This is a genomic window from Streptomyces iconiensis, from assembly GCF_028657195.3.
GTDB lineage: Bacteria > Actinomycetota > Actinomycetes > Streptomycetales > Streptomycetaceae > Streptomyces > Streptomyces iconiensis.
Window position 1 is genome coordinate 1 of the sequence record NZ_JANCPR020000090.1, and the last position, 16,252, is coordinate 16,252.

A 16,252-nucleotide genomic window follows, 5' to 3' on the forward strand; every position below is an offset into this window, starting at 1 on the left:
GGGGGGGGGGGGGGGGGAGGGGTTTCTCGGCTGTGGGTTCCGTGAGGGTGCGGGCCTGCGTACGGGCGGCTGTGGGCGTGTGTCCGTCCTGGCACCCCCGCGAGGGGCCGGGGACCTCTCCGAGGATGCTCCCAGGGAGCGGCTCCCGGCTCTACGAAGACTCCGGAACGGAGCCCGGAACAGAACCCGGAACGGAGCCCGGAGCCAGGCCCGGAGCGGTGCCGGAGGTCAGGCCCTCCGCGAGGTCGGGGAGCGGGCCGGAAGGGGGCTGCGAGCCGGTCCGAAGCCGGTTCCGTCACGGGCGCGGTCCCTCGTCCGTCGCGGGCCCCTCGTCCGTCGCGGGCGTGGACGCGGGCTTCGCTGCGGGCCCGGACCCGGACTTCGCCGGGGATTCGGGCGGGGAGGGGAGCGGTTCGGCGCGCAGGAGTTGGCCCCTGCGGGCGAGCAGGAACTTCTTGAACGCCGCAACCGGGGGCGAGTCGGGGTGCCCCGCCAGCCAGGCGAGGCCGATCTCGCGGACGGCACGCGGAGCCGTGACCGTCAACTCCCGTACGCCGGGGCGGGGGATGACGGGTGGCGGCAGCAGCGCGACCCCGAGTCCGGCAGCGACCAGCCCCCGGATCGTCTCCGCCTCCTCGCCCTCGAAGGCGATACGGGGCTTGAATCCGGCCTCGGCGCACAGCGTGTCGAGGCTGCGCCGCATGCCGTAACCCTTCTCCAGGGTCACGAACGACTCCTCGGCCGCCTCCGCCAGCCGGACCCGTTTACGGGTGGCGAGGCGGTGGTCGTCGGGCACGACGAGGCTCAGCCGCTGCTCGTCGAGACGGCGCGCGACCAGGTCGGGCGCCTCGGGTATGGGCGAGGTCAGGCACAGGTCCAGCTCACCTGCGCGCAGGCGGTCGAGCATGGCCTCACCGTAGTTCTGGACGAGCGAGAAGCGGACGCGGGGATGGTCGGCGCGGAAGGCGCGCAGCAGCCCCGGCACCGTCTCCCAGCCGAGGGTGTGCAGAAAGCCGAACGCGACCTTGCCGGTCGCGGGATCGGCGTCGGACCGTACGTCCTCGGCCGCCTGTTCGACGGCGGCCAGCGCCCGTTCGGCCGAGGCGAGGAACGTACGTCCTGCGGGCGTCAGTGACAGGTTGCGGCCGTGCCGGGCGAACAGGGCGACGCCCAGGTCCGATTCGAGACGGGTGAGGGCACGGCTGAGCGAGGACTGCGGAACGCCCAGCTCGCGGGCGGCGCGGGTGACGTGCTCGTGCCGGGCGACGGCGGCGAACTGCGCCAGGCGTGGGGTGAGGGACAGCGCGAGGGACGGCGCCTCGTGCGGTGCACCGTGTGCGGCCCCGCGCACGGTCCCGCGTGCGGAATTCGGTGTGACGGAGATGTCTTCCCTGTTGCGGGACGGTGACATGGGCTGCCCCTAGCTGCGGTGATGCACTGTGGGAACGATTCTTGCACTTCTGTGCATTGGACGGATGAAAAGGGCCGCCGTACGTTCGGGGCATGCCTCCTGTTGATACCAAGGCGCCCTCCGGACCGGCCAGGAAGGGCGCCTCCGCCGCGGTCGGCGCGGACACAGCCGCGGAGACCGAGACCGACACGGGCGTGGGCGGCACCGCCGCCGACCCCGACGCGACGAAGCTCAGCCCGGGAGAGCCCGGGCACGGGCGGATGCGGCTCGCGCTCTTCGCGGCCGGGCTGTCGACCTTCGCGCTGCTCTACTCCACGCAGGCGCTGCTGCCCGAGATCTCGCGCTCCCTGCACGCGGCCCCCGACCAGGCCAGTTGGACCGTCTCCGGCGCGACCGTCGGACTCGCCGTCGCCGTGCTGCCGCTGGCCGCGCTCTCCGAACGCTTCGGACGGCGGCGCATGCTCACCGTCTCCCTGGCGGTCGCCGTCGCGCTCGCGCTCGTCATCCCGTTCGCGCCGGACCTCTCCACGCTGATCGCGCTGCGCACCCTCCAGGGTGCCGCCGTCGCAGGAGTGCCCGCCTCGGCGATGGCGTTCCTCTCCGACGAGGTCCGTGCGAAGCATCTCGTGGGCGCCGTCGGCCTGTTCGTCGCGGGCAACAGCGTCGGCGGCATGAGCGGACGCATCCTCACCGGCTGGGTCACGGAGGCATGGGGGTGGCGTGCCGGGCTCGGCTCCGTGGCGCTCACCTCGCTCCTGTGCGCCGTCGCGTTCCGGCTTCTGGTGCCGCCCGCACGGCACTTCACCCCGTCGTCGCTGCGACCCCGCGAGGTCGCGGGGACCGTACGGGCGCATCTGCGCAACCCGCTGCTCGTACGGCTGTACGCGATCGGGCTGCTCTTCATGGTCGTCTTCGGCGCGGTCTACACCGTCATCGGCTACCGCCTGGTCGCGGAACCCTTCGGGCTCTCGCAGGGACTCGTCGGCTCGATCTTCGTGATCTACCTCGTCGGTACGGTCGCCTCGTCGTCCGCCGGACGCCTCAACGCGCGCCTCGGCCGGCGCGGGACCCTCTACCTCGGTATCGGCACCGCTTCGGCTGGCCTGCTGCTCAGCCTCGCCGACAGCCTGGCCGCCATCGTGCTCGGCCTCGTCCTCATCACCGCCGGCTTCTTCGCCGGGCACGCGGTGGCCTCCGGCTCCGTGAGCCAGACCGCCAGCCACGGAACGGCACAGGCGTCGGCCCTGTACCAGATGGCGTACTACATCGGCTCGTCCCTCGGCGGCGCCCTCGGCGCCCTGGCCTTCGCCACCGGCGGCTGGACCGCCATGGTCGCCTTCGCCCTCTGCTCGATGCTCCTGGCCGCCGCCATCACGGCCTACGCGACGTACGCGGCCCGCTCCGCTGTTACCACGGGAGCGGGCACGGCGGTCTGAACCTGCCGTACGGGCGGTCACGCAGCGGTGCGGCGGGCGGACCGTGCGGGGCGGTTGGTGTTGTGCGGGGAGGCCGAAGACCTAGGCTCCGGGGGTTGAACGGCCACGGAGGGATAACCGCATGACGTTGCAAAAGGGCGCCAACGCACCGGTGTCGAGTACGAAGGTCCGGGTGGAGTTGGGGTGGCAAGGGGGGCCGGAGGCGCCTGATGTGGACGCGTCGGCGCTGTTGCTGACGGCGGGCGGCAAGGTGCGGTCGGACGACGACTTCGTGTTCTACAACCAGCCTGTGCACCGCGGTGGCGCGGTGCGCCATGAGGGGAAGCGGCAGGAGGGCACGGGCGGCGGGCTCATCGAGACCATCGGGGTGGAACTGTCCGCCGTGGAGCAGGAGATAGCCACCGTGGTCGTCGCGGCTTCCACGGACGGGACGTTCGGGCAGGTGCCCGGACTGTTCGTGCGGGTGCTGGACGCGGTGAGCGGCGCCGAGACGGCACGGTTCGATGCCACGGGGGCCACGTCCGAAACGGCGTTCGTACTCGGGGAGTTGTACCGGCGGAACGACGCGTGGAAGTTCCGGGCTGTGGGCCAGGGGTACTCCTCCGGCCTCGAAGGGCTCGCCACGGACTTCGGTATCACCGTCGAGGGCCCTGACGAGACCCCGGCCCCGCCGCAGGCCACGCCGCCCCAGCAGGCACCGCCCCCGCAACAGGCACCGCCCCCGCAACAGGCGCCGGTCCCGCAGCAGGCGCCGCCTCCCCCGCCTGCGCCGCCGCAGCAGCCGGTGACGCAGCCCGCGCCGTCCGCACCGGCGGCTCCGCCCGCACCGTCCGCGCCGCCGGTGAGCCTGTCGAAGATCACGTTGACGAAGGCTGCGCCTGCGGTGTCGTTGACCAAGCAGGGCGCCACCTCGGGGGCCATGCGGGTCAATCTCTCGTGGAGCGCCCGCAAGCCGGCGCGCGGCTGGCTGAAGAAGGGGAAGGGTGCCGTCCGGCTGGAGAACGTCGACCTTGACCTCTCGTGCCTGTGGGAGCTGCGGAACGGGGACGTGGGGATCGTGCACCCCATCAACAACCGGTTCGGCTCGTTCGAGCAGCCGCCCTACGTCCGGCTGGACCAGGACGACAGGACCGGCTCCAGCGCGGCCGGTGAGAACCTCGTGATCAACCTGGACCACACGGCCGAACTCAAGCGGCTCCTGGTGTTCGTGGTCATCTACGCCGGGGCTTCGAGCTTCGCGGGACTGGACGGGGTCGCCACGCTGTACCCGCCGGCAGGCCCGCCGATCGAACTGCACCTGGACGAGTGCACCGTCGCCTCGCCTGTCGCCGCGATCGCGCTGATCGAGAACACGGGCGGGGAGCTGACCGTCCGGCGGGAGGCGAAGTTCATCGTGCCGCCACCCGGCATCCTCAAGCAGCAGGCCGTGGACATGGAGTACGGCTGGGGAATGACCTGGAACCGCGCCGGCAAGAGCTGAGCCGAGCCGACGGCTGCGGCACGTGCGCAGCCGCCTGCCGCCTTCGCCTCCCTGTGCCTCAACCCCCGTTCTACGCCCTGTCGTTCGCGGGGAACACCTTGGTGTCGAGGTCCATGTCGAAGGGGGCGGGGAGGTGGAGGGGTTCTCCGAAGGGGGCGGCCTGGAGGACCCGGTAGACGTCGTGGCGCGGCTCGCCGTACAGGGGCGTGGTCGGGCCGCCGGGGGCGTGGCGGTCGATGAGGAGGTAGAGGGGGACGCGGGCCTTCGCGTAGATCTCGGCCTTCTTGATGCGGTCGTGGTTCGCGTTGTTCTTGGAGGTGACCTCCACGACCAGTTCGGCCGCTGCGGCCGGGATGTAGTTGCCCGGCTCCGACTCCAGAACCGCTTCGGGAGCGACGGCGAGGTCGGGGACGAACAGGCTGTGGCAGGGCGGTACCGCTGTGCCCACCGTCTGGAAGATGCCCCAGTCGTCGGGAATCACGGTGTACAGCAGGCGCTGGACGCGGTGCGTGATGACGTTGTGGTTGTTGTCGAGCGGCGGGGCCACGGTGATGAGTTCCTCAGCGATCTCCACCTTGCAGCCCTCGGGTGTCTTCGTCTCCTCCCGAAGGCGGGTGAGGTCGCCCCATGGGCGGCCGTTGGTCGGTGTGGCATCGGCGGTGGGGGTGTTCATGGCCGTCTCCTCGGATGAGTGCGGCCACCGACACCAACATGCCGAACGAGGGTCCGACAGGTGCACAGCTCCCGTTCACCCGTACGGGGAAGTGGCTGGTCAGCCGATGCGGTCGAGGATCAGCGGGGTGGGCGTGTACGAGGCCGAGGGGGCGATCTCGCAGGCGTCCTTGAGGGCCTCCTCCGCGTGGGGGAAGGCGTCGGGGGTGTCGGTGTGGAGGGTGAGCAGGGGGGCGCCGGCGCGGACGCGGTCGCCGGGGCGGGCGTGGAGTTCGACGCCGGCGCCTGCCTGGACCGGGTCCTCCTTGCGGGCGCGGCCGGCGCCCAGGCGCCAGGCGGCGAGGCCGACGGCGTAGGCGTCCAGGCGGGTGAGCACGCCGGATGAGGCTGCCTGCACGGTGTGGGTCTCGCGGGCGCGGGGCAGCGCGGCGTCGGGGTCGCCGCCCTGGGCGGTGATCATGCGGCGCCAGACGTCCATGGCGGAGCCGTCGGAGAGGGCCTTGGCCGGGTCGGCGTCGGTGAGTCCGGCTCCGGCCAGCATCTCGCGGGCCAGCGCGAGGGTCAGTTCGACGACGTCGGCCGGGCCGCCGCCCGCCAGGACCTCGACGGATTCGCGGACTTCCAGTGCGTTGCCCGCCGTGCGGCCCAGCGGGGTGGACATGTCAGTGAGGAGGGCCACGGTGCGTACGCCGTGGTCGTTGCCCAACTCGACCATCGTGGCGGCGAGTTCGCGTGCGTCGGCGGCGTTCTTCATGAACGCGCCGGAGCCGGTCTTGACGTCGAGGACGAGCGAGCCGGTGCCCTCAGCGATCTTCTTGGACATGATGGACGAGGCGATCAGCGGCAGGGACTCCACGGTTCCGGTCACATCGCGCAGCGCGTAGAGGCGCTTGTCGGCGGGAGCCAGGCCCTCGCCCGCCGCGCAGATGACGGCGCCGGGGTCGCGCAGTACGGCCATCATCTCGGCGTTGGTGAGGGAGGCACGCCAGCCGGGGATGGACTCCAGCTTGTCGAGGGTGCCTCCGGTGTGGCCGAGGCCGCGGCCGGAGAGCTGGGGTACGGCGGCGCCGCAGGCTGCCACCAGGGGGGCCAGGGGCAGCGTGATCTTGTCGCCGACGCCGCCGGTCGAGTGCTTGTCGGTGGTGGGGCGCGGGAGGGAGCCGAAGTCCATGCGCTCGCCCGAGTTGATCATCGCCGCCGTCCAGCGGGCGATCTCCTCGCGGCTCATGCCGTTGAGGTAGACGGCCATGGCGAGGGCCGACATCTGTTCGTCGGCGACGGCTCCCCTGGTGTAGGCGTCGATGATCCAGTCGATCTGGTCGCCGGTCAGCTCTTCGCTGTCGCGCTTGGCGCGGATGACGGAGATGGCGTCCATGGGTGTTCTCCTCGTTCCTCTCTGCGGTCCGGGGGCGTACGACCGTGAGGGCCGTACGCCCGGCAGGACCGTAGGACCGTGATCGGGTTGCGTCCTATGCGGGGGCTCGCCTGCCTCGCCGGGCCCGGTTACGCCAGTTGTTCGGGGCCGAACGCGTCGGGAAGGAGTTCGGCCAGCGGGCGGATCCCCGAGGGTGCCTCGATGAGCAGGGCGCCGCCGCCGTGTTCCCACAGGAGCTGGCGGCAGCGTCCGCAGGGTGCGACGACGCGGCCGTCGCCGCCGACGCAGGTGAAGGCGACGAGCCGGCCGCCTCCGCCCGCGAACAGCGCGGAGACCAGGCCGCATTCGGCGCACAGGGTCAGCCCGTACGAGGCGTTCTCGATGTTGCAGCCGGTGATCACCCGCCCGTCGTCGACGAGCGCCGCCGCGCCGACGGGGAAGCCCGAATAGGGCGCGTAGGCACGGGACATGGCCTCATGAGCCCGGGTACGCAGGGCTTCCCAGTCGACTTCTCGCGCTGCCACCTACGTCACGTTCCTTCGCCTCGGCGGTACGTGTCGCCGACGGCTCTGGGAGCGCGCAGACGTTGCGCGGCGAGCGAGAGGACCAGCAGCGTGGTGACGTAGGGCGTCATCTCGACGAACTCCAGCGCCACGGTGTCGGTCGTCAGGTACCAGACCACCAGCAGTACGGCGATGATGGCGCTGATCAGAGCCTGGACACGGGCGACGCGCTGGGAGGCGCGGATCCCGGAGCGCAGCTTCCACACCGCGAGCACGACGAGCAGCACGGCGATCAGCAGCAGCAGCGAGTGGACCGCCTGCCCGCCGCCGCGCAGCCGCAGCGCGTCCATGAAGCCGAACAGGCCCGCGCCCATGGCGACTCCGCCGGGGCGCCAGTTGCCGAAGATCATGGTGGCGAGGCCGATGTAGCCGCGTCCGCCGGTCTGCTGGTCCTGGTAGATGTGGACGGTGATCGCGAGGAAGGCGCCGCCGAGTCCCGCGAGTGCGCCGGAGACGAGCAGCGCGGCGTACTTGTACTTGTAGACGTTCACGCCGAGGGACTCGGCCGCCGACGGGCTCTCGCCGCACGAGCGCAGGCGCAGCCCGAACGAGGAGCGCCACAGCACGAAGAAACTGCCGACGAACAGCACGACGGTCAGCAGGGTCAGCCAGGAGACCTCATGGAAGAGCGAGCCGAGGATGCCGGCGAGGTCGGAGACGAGGAACCAGTGGTGGTTCTCGATCGACGTGAGCCCGTCGGCCAGCCCGGGAACGGTGAACGTGGGCATGTCCTCCATGGGCGGCGACTGCTTGTCGTTGCCGCCCGCCTGTGCCGCCTCGCTGCCCTGCGCTCCGAACCAGATCTTCGCGAGGTAGCGGACGAGGCCGAGCGCGAGGATGTTGATCGCGACGCCGGAGACGATGTGGTCGACGCCGAAGGTGACGGTGGCCACCGCGTGCAGGAGGCCGCCGAGCGCGCCGCCGATCAGTCCGGCGAGTGCGGCGGCCCAGGGCCCGTACTGCCAGCCCGCCCAGCCGGCGGCGAAGGCGCCGAGCATCATCATGCCTTCGAGGCCGATGTTGATGACGCCCGCGCGTTCGGCCCACAGACCGCCCAGACCGGCGAGGCCGATCGGCACGGCAGCGCCGAGCGCCGAGGAGAACTGGCCGCTGTCGGTGAGCTGTTGGGAGCCGGTGACGACGCGCAGCAGCGAGAAGAGGAGGAGTGCGGCGGCGATCAGCAGCAGGACGACGGGGTAGGTGAGCTTGGGCCGCCCCTTGGAGCCGCCCTTCCCGTTCCCGTTGCCGCGGCCGTTCCCGTTGCCCTTGCCGTTGCCGTTGCCGTTGCCGTCATCTCCGCCTCGGCGGAGCGCGGTTATCAGGTTGGTGCTCACGCGGACACCTCCGCCGTGTCGTCGTTGGCGTCGGTGCGGGCCCGCGCGCTGAGTTCCTCGCCGACCTTGCGCTGCTGCATGCGCAGCCCGTAGCGGCGCACGATCTCGTAGGCGATGACGACGGAGAGGACGATGACGCCCTGCATCACGCCGACGACTTCCTGTGCGTACTCCTCGAACTCCAGCTGGATGCCGGTGCGTTCGAGGAAGCCCCACAGCAGGGCGGCCAGGGCCATGCCGATGGGGTGGTTACGGCCGAGCAGCGCGATGGCGATGCCGGTGAAGCCGACACCGGCGGGGAAGTCGGTGCCGTAGTTGTAGGACTCGTTGAGGAGCGTCGGCATGCCCACGAGTCCGGCGACGGCGCCGGAGAGCAGCATGCTGGTGACGACCATCCGCTTGACGCTGACACCGCTGGCCGAGGCGGCCGACTCGCTGCGGCCTACGGCGCGCAGGTCGAAGCCGAAGCGGGTGCGGCCCAGTACGAACCAGTAGGCCAGGCCGATGACGACGGCGATGAGCACGGTGCCATAGATCGGTTTCGGGTCCGTGGGGATGGTGAAGAAGTGGCCTGCGGCAGGGATGTTGGGGGTGTGGAAGAGGTTGCCGTCCTTGACGGCGAGGCGGTCCTCGGAGAGGAAGTAGCCGATCAGCGAGCCCGCGATGGAGTTCAGCATGATCGTGGTGATGACCTCGCTGACGCCCCGGGTCGTCTTCAGTACCCCGGCGATGCCCGCCCAGATCGCGCCGACCGCCATCGCCACGATGATGATCACGGGGATCTGGAGGATGCCGGGCAGCGAGAGCGCTCCGCCGACGACGGCGGCGAAGAACGCGGCGACACGGTACTGCCCGTCCACGCCGATGTTGAACAGGTTCATGCGGAAGCCGATCGCGACGGCCGCCGCCGAAAGGTAGTACGGGATCGCCTTGTTGATGATCCAGACCTGGCTGTCGCTCTTCGAACCGAAGTCGATCATCACGGCGAAGGCGTGCAGCGGGTCCTTGCCCGTTGCCGCGATCACCAGCGAGGAGAGCAGGAAGGCGGCGATCAGCGCCAGCGCCGGTGCCGCGAGGGCCAGGAGGAGCTTGTACCCGTCGAACTTGCTTCTGAAGCGGCTCACTTGGCGCCCCCTGTTCCGTTCTCCGGGCGCGCGTCGTCGCTCGCGGGCGGCTCAGCGCTCGCGGGCGGCTCGTCGCTCTCCAGGTGGCCCGTCGCCGCTCCTGTCATGGCCGAGCCCAGTTCCTCGGGGGTGACGGTCGCCGGGTCGGCGTCCGCGACGAGCCGGCCCCGGTACATGACGCGCAGGGTGTCCGACAGGCCGATCAGCTCGTCCAGGTCGGCCGAGATCAGCAGCACGGCGAGCCCCTCACGCCGTGCCTCGCGGATCTGGTCCCAGATCTGCGCCTGCGCGCCCACGTCCACACCCCGTGTGGGGTGCGCGGCGATGAGCAGCTTGGGGTGGTGGCTCATCTCGCGGCCGACGATGAACTTCTGCTGGTTGCCGCCCGACAGGCTCGCGGCCGTCACCTCGATGCCGGGCGTGCGCACGTCGTAGTCGGAGACGATGCGCTCGGTGTCCGTACGCGCGTCCCGCAGCGCCAGCAGCTCAGGAAAGCCGGGTACGCCCAGGAACCTGCCCCGTGTGTTGGGTTCCTCCGTGGCGTGCCCGAGGATGCGGTTCTCCCACAGCGGGGCCTCCAGCAGCAGCCCGTGCCGGTGCCTGTCCTCGGGGATGTAACCGATACCACTCTCGCGACGCCTGCGGGTCGGCGCGTGCGAGAGGTCCTCGCCGTCGAGGGTGACGGCGCCGCCGTCGGGGTCGACCATGCCCATGACCGCCTCGACCAGTTCGGCCTGCCCGTTGCCCTCGACACCGGCGACGCCCAGGACCTCACCCTTGTGGATGGTGAACGAGATTCCGTCGAGCACGTCCCGTACGACGCCGTCGGTGTCGGTGGCCGACAGGTGCAGCCCGTCGACGGTCAGCATGGGTACGTCGGTGACGGTCGAATCGCGGGTCTCGGCCGAGGGCAGTTCGCTGCCGACCATCAGCTCGGCGAGCTGCTGGGACGTGGTCTCCTCCGGCCGTACGGACGCCACGGTGGTGCCGCGCCGTACGACGGTGATCGCGTCGGCGACGGACAGCACCTCGCCCAGCTTGTGCGAGATGAACAGCACGGTCAGGCCCTCGGCCTTCAGTTCGCGCAGGTTGGCGAAGAGCGCGTCGACCTCCTGCGGAACGAGCACGGCCGTCGGCTCGTCCAGGATGAGCGTACGGGCGCCGCGGTAGAGGGCCTTGAGGATCTCCACGCGCTGCCGGTCGGCGACTCCCAGCTCCTCGACGAGCAGGTCGGGGCGTATGCCGAGCTGGTAGGCGTCGGACAGTTCGCCGATCCGCCTGCGCGCCCTGGCCCCGATGCCGTGCAGCTTCTCCGCGCCCAGAACGGTGTTCTCCAGCACGGTGAGGTTGTCGGCCAGCTTGAAGTGCTGGTGCACCATGCCGATGCCGCGCGCGATGGCGTCGGCCGGGCTGTGCAGGGTGACCTGTTCGCCGCCGATGCTGATGGTGCCCTCGTCGGGGCGCTGCATGCCGTAGAGGATCTTCATCAGGGTCGACTTGCCCGCGCCGTTCTCGCCGACGAGGGCGTGCACGGTGCCCTGGCGCACGGTGAAGTCGATGTCGCGGTTGGCGACGACGCCGGGGAACCGCTTGGTGATGCCCCGGAGTTCGACGGCGACACCGGACGCGCTGCCGGGGTCCGGTGGCCGACTGCTGTTCTCGCTGGACGGTTTGATGACGCGCTCCCTCGTTGCCGCTGGGTGCACCGTCGCGAGCGAGTCATCATCCCGCCGCGACGGCGAGCAACCACGGCGCCGGAGCCCGGCCGGCCGAACTGCGGGGCCGGGCGGGTCAGTTGTACGGGTGTGGAGGTGTGCAGTGTGAAGGTGAGGAAGAGGAGTGGAGCCGGACCGGGGCCGGGCCCGGGGCCGTACGCACGGCGGCGGCAGCCGGAGTGCGTACGCGCGGCCCATGGGTCACGGCTCGGCGGTCAGGTCACGGCTTCGAAGGCACCTTGATCTTGCCCGCGGTGATGTCCTTGGACACCTTGTCGAGGTCGGACTGGATGTCGTCGATGAAGCCACCGGACGTGGAGACGGACACGCCCTGCTCCTTGAGGGAGAAGGTCTGGTTGCCCGTCAGCGGCTTGCCGTCCTTCACGCTCTTGATCAGCTCGTAGACGGCGACGTCCACGTTCTTGACCGCTGAGGTGAGGATCGCGTCCCGGTACTTCTCCAGGCCCTTCTGGCGGTACTGGTCGGAGTCGACACCGATCGCCCAGGAGCCCTTGACCTTGCTGACCTCCTCGATCGACCCGGCGCCCGACTGACCGGCGGCCGAGTAGATCACGTCGTTGCCGCGCGAGAGCATGCCCTTGGCCATGTCCTTGGCGCGCGCGGGGTCGTTGAAGCCCTTGTCCGACTCCTTGTAGAGGTAGTCGGTCTCGACCTTGATCTTGGGGTCGGTGTCCTTGACGCCCTTGACGTAGCCGGCCTCGAACTTCTGGATGAGCGCGTTGTCCACGCCGCCGATGAAGGAGACCTTCTTCGACTTGGTCTTCTTGGCCGCCGCGACGCCGACCAGGTAGGACGCCTCGTGCTCGGCGAACGTCATACCGGAGACGTTCTTGGCCGCCGAGCCCGAGTCGACCACGCCGAAGGTGGTGTCGGGGAAGTCCTTGGCTATCTTGTTGATGGACTTGCCGTAGTTGAAGCCGACGCCGATCACCGGGTTGTAGCCCGCCTTGGCCAGCGAGGTGAGGCGCTGCTCGCGGGTGGCCTCGGTCTCGTTGTTCCCGGCCGTCATCTCCTTGGTCTTGACGCCCAGCTTCTTCTCGGCCTTGTCGGTGCCGGCGGCGGCGGCCTCGTTGAAGGAGTGGTCGTCTCGGCCGCCGACGTCGAAGGCAAGCCCGACGCCCTTGTTCTTCTTCCCACCGGACTCAGTTGAGCTCTCACCGCACGCGGTGGCAGTCACTGCGAGGGCCGCGGTAGCGGTGACCGCGGCAGCGAGCTTTGTTACCCGACGCAAGAGGACGTCCCCTTCGAGTCTTGGAAGCGCCTCTTACGGCGCTGGCTTCCGGCACACATTAACGCGCGTAGATTTCCCGCAGAAGAAGGTGCGCGCGACGTTATCGGATCGTCGCGATCGGCGTCACCGGTTCGTTGCGGTCGGCGTCACCGGATCCTCGCGGAGGGGGCTCGGAGCCGTCGGCCCGGCGGCGGGGGCCCGGGGCCGCGCGTAGCCCCCCGTGCCGGGTGGGGTCAGACGCCCAAGAGGGCCATGGCGGTGAAGAGTTCGACGCCGGTGGCGATGGCCGACTCGTCCGCGTCGAAGTCGCCCTGGTGCAGATCGCGGCTGCGCGGGTCGCCCGGCGGACGTACCCCGAGGCGGGCCATCGCGCCCGGCACATGCTCCAGGTACCAGGAGAAGTCCTCGCCGCCCAGGCTCTGTTCGGTGCTCTCCACCGACGCAGCACCAGCACGCGCGGTCATCGCCTCGCGCAACAGCGCGGTCACGGCAGGCTCGTTGACGACCGGGGGCACCCCGCGTACGTAGTTCAGCTCGCACTTCGCGCGGTACAGCCCCGCCACCTCGTCGACGGCCGCGTGCACCAGGTCGGGGGCCTCACGCCAGGTGTCCAGGTCCAGGCAGCGCAGGGTGCCGGAGAGTTCGGCACGCTGCGGGATCACGTTGCACGCGTGCCCCGCCTCGATACGGCCCCACGTCACCCCCAGCCCCGCGCGGGCGTCCACGCGGCGCGACAGGAGCGCCGGCACCTCGGTCGCGAGCTTCGCCGCCGCTGTGACCAGGTCCGTCGTCAGATGCGGGCGTGCCGTGTGCCCGCCGGAGCCGACGAGAGCCACCTCAAGCCGGTCGCAGGCCGAGGTGATGGGCCCGGCACGCAGCCCGATACGGCCCGCGTCCACGCGCGGGTCGCAGTGCACGGCCACGATCGAGGCGACGCCGTCCAGCGCCCCGCACTCCACGACATCGGCCGCGCCGCCGGGCAGCACCTCTTCGGCGGGCTGGAAGAGCAGCCGCACCGGGCGCGCCAGCTCACCCTTGCGCGCCAGCTCGGCCAGCACGAGTCCGGCACCCAGCACGGCCGCGGTGTGCACGTCGTGCCCGCAGGCGTGCGCCCGGTCGGGGACCGTCGAGCGGTACGGGACGTCCTTGGTGTCCGGGATCGGCAGCGCGTCGATGTCGGCGCGCAGTGCCAGCATGGGGCGCCTGTCCCCGGGCGACTCGGTGAGCCCGGGGTGGATGTCGCAGACCAGGCCCGTGCCCAGGGACAGCACCCGGGGGCGCAGCCCGGCACGCTCAAGTCTGGCCTTGAGCACTCCGGTCGTGCGGAACTCCTGGTTCCCCAGCTCGGGGTGCATATGGAGATCGCGGCGGAAGGCGGTCATCTCGCGCCGTAGGGGCTCGGTCATGCGGCCGGGCAGCTCGGGGAGTACGCCTGCGGCTCCGCGTGCGTCTACCTCCGGTGCAGGGGACAGGAGTTCGTTCATGGTCCGAAGACTAGGCGCACATCCTCGGCAACTGACTAGAGATCCACCAAAGTTCAGCCCCACAGGGGAAGAAAATCTAGCCTGGGCGGCGGTTATGTCCGGATGACGTTGGGTATAACTATGCGCCCGCCGCACCAGGGCCCGGTGCCGGAGAGACCGAGGGAAGCCTCCGCACCCCCCGGGCCGTGCCCGTGACCCCGGCGAGAAAGCCCTGCGCACGGGGCGAAGCCGTCCGCGTGAGCCACTCCGGATCCACCTCGCACACGGCCACCGTCACCGCCGTACCGGCCAGCGCGAGAGGCAGCGTGTGCACAACGGTCGAGGGGAAGCTGAGGATCGTGCGACCCACGGGGCCGCGCCGCGCGACCAGTTCGAGAGGCAGATCGGGCCGGACGATCTCCAACCCCGTCGCCGCGCTCACCCGCTGAAGCTTCTCGCTGCTCTCCCTGCGGTGCGCGAAATAGCGCGTCGCGCCGTAGGTCCCGGCCAGCGAGGCGACGGCCTCAAGATAGCGCTCGGTGTCCACGACACCGGTCTCGACGAGAGACGTTCCCACCAGGTCAGCACCCCGCGTAAGCCGTGGCGGCCCGAACCTGGCACGCGTCCACGCGAACTCGTTCGCCGTCACCGTCACCCCGGCAGGCGGCTCCACCGGCATCGAGCTGAACACCTCGACCAGCCGTCCGTCCCGTGGAGTGAGACGACGGCGCGCCCGCCGTGAAAAAGGCGCAAAAAGGACGCCCCGTAGCCCTCCCGCCCCTCGCCGGTGCCAGCGTACGAAGCGCTCGCCGCGCGCCAGTTGGGCGACGAACTCCATCGTCGCCGTCCCGTCGTCCACCACCGTGATCCGCCGCTCGGCACGCGCCGGAGTCAGCGCCAGCAGGAGCTGCACATACCGCGAGAAGGGGTCACCGATGACGAGGGTGCGTGCGCGGCGCAGCGTTCGCGCCAGGGCCAGCACCGTGGTGAGCGTCGCCGACCCACCGCCCCTGCCCTGCCCCGCCGCCCCGCGCGCCTCCTGCCAGCGCACGGTGATCCCCTCGTCGCGCGCCAGCTCCGCCATGCGGCGCAACTGGCCCCGCGTCATGGGGTCGTGCGGCGGCAGCACCACCAGTGTGAGCGGGGTGCTGGTGGCGGGCGCGGGGTGGTTGTGCGCCCACTCCAGCACGTTGAGCAGCTGGACAGGGCTCTCCACCAGGGCCAGGGCTCCGTCTTGGGGGTTGGGGGTGGGGTTGGGGTCCGTTTTGGGGGTGGGGTTGGGGGTGGGGGTGGTTTGCGGGGTGGGGTTCCCTGGGTGGGTGGGCTCCGCCTCGTGGGTGGGCTCCGCCTCGTGGGTGGGCTCCGCCTCGTGGGCGGGGTTCTGTGGGGGGTCGGTTCGGGGCGGCCCCGGTGCGGTGTGGCCGTGCGCCGCCCCGTGGGTGGAGCGTCTACGGGACATGTGCGTACACGCTCCCTTCAGCCGGCTCAGACCGCGACCGGCTCACGGGACTCCGCGCCCTCAGCGACCACGCCCTTGACGCGGCGCAGCTTGCGCATGGGCTGGAGTTCGCTCTCGTAGACCTTCTTGATGCCGTCACCCAGGGACTCCTCGATGGTGCGGATGTCCCGCACGAGGCGCTGGAGGCCCTGCGGCTCGACGGATGCCGCCTGGTCCGAGCCCCACATGGCGCGGTCCAGGGTGATGTGCCGCTCGACGAAGACGGCGCCGAGCGCGACGGCGGCGAGGGTCGTCTGGAGGCCGGTCTCGTGACCGCTGTAGCCGATCGGGACGTTGGGGAACTCCTCCTGAAGGGTGTGGATCATCCGGAGGTTCAGCTCCTCCGCCTTGGCGGGGTAGGTGGAGGTGGCGTGGCAGAGCACGATGTTCTCGCTGCCCAGCACCTCCACCGCGTGCCGGATCTGCTTCGGCGTGGACATACCGGTGGAGAGGATGATCGTGCGGCCCGTGGCGCGGAGGGCGCGGAGCAGTTCGTCGTCCGTGAGCGATGCCGAGGCCACCTTGTGCGCGGGCACGTCGAACTTCTCCAGGAACGCGACGGACTCCACGTCCCACGGAGAGGCGAACCAGTCGATGCCGCGCTGGGCGCAGCGCTCGCCGATCGCGCGGTAGTCGTTCTCGTCGAACTCGACGCGGTGGCGGTAGTCGATGTACGTCATGCGGCCCCAGGGAGTGTCCCGTTCGACGTCCCACTGGTCACGCGGGGTGCAGATCTCCGGGGTGCGCTTCTGGAACTTCACGGCGTCACAGCCCGCCTCGGCCGCTGCGTCGATGAGGGCGAACGCGTTGTCGAGGTCGCCGTTGTGGTTGATGCCGATCTCGCCGGTGACGTAGACGGGGTTGCCGGGGCCCGCCGTCCTGTTGCCCAGTGCGCGGAGGCGGGGGGTGCTGTGGGGGGTGCTGTGGGC

At 70.7% G+C, this 16,252-nt stretch carries 13 protein-coding genes; 2 read left to right on the forward strand and 11 right to left on the reverse strand.

Annotation, left to right across the window (positions count from 1 at the left end):
- Nucleotides 1-295 precede the first annotated feature (295 nt).
- Nucleotides 296-1,411 carry a LysR family transcriptional regulator gene (locus NMN56_RS42145; RefSeq protein WP_274047191.1) on the reverse strand — a complete coding sequence of 372 codons (1,116 nt, stop codon included), beginning with the start codon at nucleotides 1,409-1,411 and terminating at the stop codon, nucleotides 296-298.
- Nucleotides 1,412-1,503: 92 nt separating this feature from the next.
- Between NMN56_RS42145 and NMN56_RS42150 the strand changes: the two genes are divergently transcribed.
- Nucleotides 1,504-2,847 carry an MFS transporter gene (locus NMN56_RS42150; RefSeq protein ID WP_274047192.1) on the forward strand — a complete coding sequence of 448 codons (1,344 nt, stop codon included), beginning with the start codon at nucleotides 1,504-1,506 and terminating at the stop codon, nucleotides 2,845-2,847.
- A 121-nt stretch (nucleotides 2,848-2,968) separates the two neighbouring features.
- The gene (locus NMN56_RS42155) at nucleotides 2,969-4,327 is read left to right on the forward strand and encodes a TerD family protein (RefSeq protein WP_274047193.1); all 1,359 of its coding nucleotides are present in this window, start codon (nucleotides 2,969-2,971) and stop codon (nucleotides 4,325-4,327) included.
- Between the two features lie 70 nt (nucleotides 4,328-4,397).
- Here the strand turns inward: NMN56_RS42155 and NMN56_RS42160 are convergent, their stop codons facing one another.
- The 10 genes from NMN56_RS42160 to NMN56_RS42205 form a co-directional block, all read right to left on the reverse strand.
- A complete protein-coding gene (locus NMN56_RS42160) occupies nucleotides 4,398-5,000 on the reverse strand; it encodes a Uma2 family endonuclease (RefSeq protein WP_274047194.1) in 603 nt (200 codons plus the stop codon).
- A gap of 99 nt (nucleotides 5,001-5,099) precedes the next feature.
- Nucleotides 5,100-6,374 (reverse strand): thymidine phosphorylase, encoded by a 1,275-nt coding sequence (locus tag NMN56_RS42165; protein ID WP_274047195.1) that lies wholly within the window; start codon nucleotides 6,372-6,374, stop codon nucleotides 5,100-5,102.
- A gap of 128 nt (nucleotides 6,375-6,502) precedes the next feature.
- Nucleotides 6,503-6,898 carry a cytidine deaminase gene (locus tag NMN56_RS42170; protein WP_274047196.1) on the reverse strand — a complete coding sequence of 132 codons (396 nt, stop codon included), beginning with the start codon at nucleotides 6,896-6,898 and terminating at the stop codon, nucleotides 6,503-6,505.
- A 5-nt stretch (nucleotides 6,899-6,903) separates the two neighbouring features.
- A complete protein-coding gene (locus NMN56_RS42175) occupies nucleotides 6,904-8,271 on the reverse strand; it encodes an ABC transporter permease (RefSeq protein WP_274047197.1) in 1,368 nt (455 codons plus the stop codon).
- Entirely contained in the window at nucleotides 8,268-9,395 is a 1,128-nt protein-coding gene (locus NMN56_RS42180; RefSeq protein ID WP_274047198.1) for an ABC transporter permease, read from the reverse strand. Before NMN56_RS42180 ends, NMN56_RS42175 begins: the two co-directional genes overlap by 4 nt.
- Nucleotides 9,392-11,101: an ABC transporter ATP-binding protein gene (locus tag NMN56_RS42185; protein WP_430542850.1), complete on the reverse strand. Its 1,710-nt coding sequence runs from the start codon at nucleotides 11,099-11,101 to the stop codon at nucleotides 9,392-9,394. Before NMN56_RS42185 ends, NMN56_RS42180 begins: the two co-directional genes overlap by 4 nt.
- Nucleotides 11,102-11,330: 229 nt before the next feature.
- Nucleotides 11,331-12,362 (reverse strand): BMP family lipoprotein, encoded by a 1,032-nt coding sequence (locus NMN56_RS42190; RefSeq protein WP_274047199.1) that lies wholly within the window; start codon nucleotides 12,360-12,362, stop codon nucleotides 11,331-11,333.
- Nucleotides 12,363-12,595: 233 nt separating this feature from the next.
- Complete coding sequence (locus NMN56_RS42195; RefSeq protein WP_274047200.1) at nucleotides 12,596-13,846, reverse strand: amidohydrolase; 1,251 nt, start codon at nucleotides 13,844-13,846, stop codon at nucleotides 12,596-12,598.
- Nucleotides 13,847-13,964: 118 nt separating this feature from the next.
- On the reverse strand, nucleotides 13,965-15,284 hold the full coding sequence (locus NMN56_RS42200; RefSeq protein ID WP_283742567.1) for a hypothetical protein: 1,320 nt from the start codon (nucleotides 15,282-15,284) through the stop codon (nucleotides 13,965-13,967).
- 26 nt (nucleotides 15,285-15,310) lie between these two features.
- On the reverse strand, nucleotides 15,311-16,252 hold a 942-nt coding region (locus NMN56_RS42205; RefSeq protein ID WP_283742568.1), incomplete at its 5' end, for an N-acetylneuraminate synthase family protein.

What these genes read in the sequence shown, in the direction of transcription:
- NMN56_RS42160 (WP_274047194.1), bottom strand. Translation starts at nt 5,000, where the DNA reads ATGAACACCCCCACCGCCGATGCCACACCGACCAACGGCCGCCCATGG.
- NMN56_RS42165 (WP_274047195.1), bottom strand. Translation starts at nt 6,374, where the DNA reads ATGGACGCCATCTCCGTCATCCGCGCCAAGCGCGACAGCGAAGAGCTG.
- NMN56_RS42155 (WP_274047193.1), top strand. Translation starts at nt 2,969, where the DNA reads ATGACGTTGCAAAAGGGCGCCAACGCACCGGTGTCGAGTACGAAGGTC.
- NMN56_RS42200 (WP_283742567.1), bottom strand. Translation starts at nt 15,284, where the DNA reads ATGTCCCGTAGACGCTCCACCCACGGGGCGGCGCACGGCCACACCGCA.
- NMN56_RS42150 (WP_274047192.1), top strand. Translation starts at nt 1,504, where the DNA reads ATGCCTCCTGTTGATACCAAGGCGCCCTCCGGACCGGCCAGGAAGGGC.
- NMN56_RS42195 (WP_274047200.1), bottom strand. Translation starts at nt 13,846, where the DNA reads ATGAACGAACTCCTGTCCCCTGCACCGGAGGTAGACGCACGCGGAGCC.
- NMN56_RS42145 (WP_274047191.1), bottom strand. Translation starts at nt 1,411, where the DNA reads ATGTCACCGTCCCGCAACAGGGAAGACATCTCCGTCACACCGAATTCC.